We start from the raw sequence: 1,145 nt of genomic DNA on the forward strand, positions 1-1,145 counted from the left end.
TGCTCCCCTGGGCTGAAAGCCTTCCCGAGTATTGCAAACTCAAATAATTTTAACCGATTTGAGCTCCTTATGGGAGCTCTTTTCTTTATCCCTCACGGGGGATTATGGAGCGCTTACTGAATTGCTTTCAGGATCACCGTTTCCAGAACCGAAGCTCGGACGAAGTGAGAAGCGCATTGGTTGGTGGTGTTGCGGTAGTTCCCGCACTGGAAGGCGTGGGACGAATCGTAGTGCTTTTCGTTTTCTGAGCCGCAGAAACCCATTCTTGCCCCGCAGTCTGCACAGTAGATCAGTCCTGACAGGCGGTGGGTGTAGGTTCCATTAGCTGCTTTGGGCCGCTTCCGCAGCCGCAGCTTGTGAGCAATATCCCAGGTATCCTGGTCTACAATAGCCTCATGGGTGTTTGGGAAGATCATCAGTTCATCAGCAGTAGCGGCCCGGCGCTGTTTGGTCTTGAAGTTCTCACAGATGGACTTGCCCAGTACCGTATGCCCCAGGTATTCCTGCCGGTCCAGGATGTAGCCCACAGTGGTGGCTGTCCAACGGTAGGGGTCTGCCATTTCGTTGTGTCTGCAATTCTCGGGAAAGTGCTTGGCAGCATAGGCGGACGGGATCAGAATCTTTTCTGCTGACAGCCGATCAGCAATGGCTGTTATTCCCAACCCCTGGCAGGCCAGGCGGTAAATCTTTTGGACAACCTCGGCTGCCGGTTCATCCACAAGAAGCAGCTGTTTGTCCTCTTTGGTCCGCTTATAGCCGTAAGGGATAGAGCCGCTACACCGCATTCCTTTCTTCATCCGGGCTTTGAACACTGCCTTAATCTTGTTGCTGGTGTCCTTGGCATACCACTCGTTCATGATGTTCAGGAACGGGGTGAAGTCGTTGTCCGAGGGCTTCGCGCTGTCCACGCTGTTGTTGATGGCGATGAAGCGGACACCCTTCTTGGGGAAAACCACCTCAGTGTAGTAGCCTACCTGCAGGTAGTTCCGCCCGAACCGACTCAGGTCTTTGACAATCAGAGTAGCCACATGGCCCGCTTCAATCTCGCTCAAAAGAGCGTTGAAGCCGGGGCGGTTGAAGTTGGTGCCGGTGTAGCCATCGTCCCAAAAGTGCCGGATGTTCCGCAGTCCATGCTGCCGGGCGTA

General features: G+C 54.1%; 1 protein-coding gene. It reads right to left on the bottom strand.

Annotation, left to right across the window (positions count from 1 at the left end):
- Positions 1-113: 113 nt before the first annotated feature.
- The coding region (locus tag B5G28_RS14180) for a recombinase family protein (RefSeq protein WP_242967648.1) at positions 114-1,145 on the bottom strand (1,032 nt) is incomplete at its 5' end.

Source organism: Faecalibacterium sp. An77 (assembly GCF_002161315.1).
In the GTDB taxonomy this organism is placed as follows: Bacteria; Bacillota; Clostridia; order Oscillospirales; family Ruminococcaceae; genus Faecalibacterium.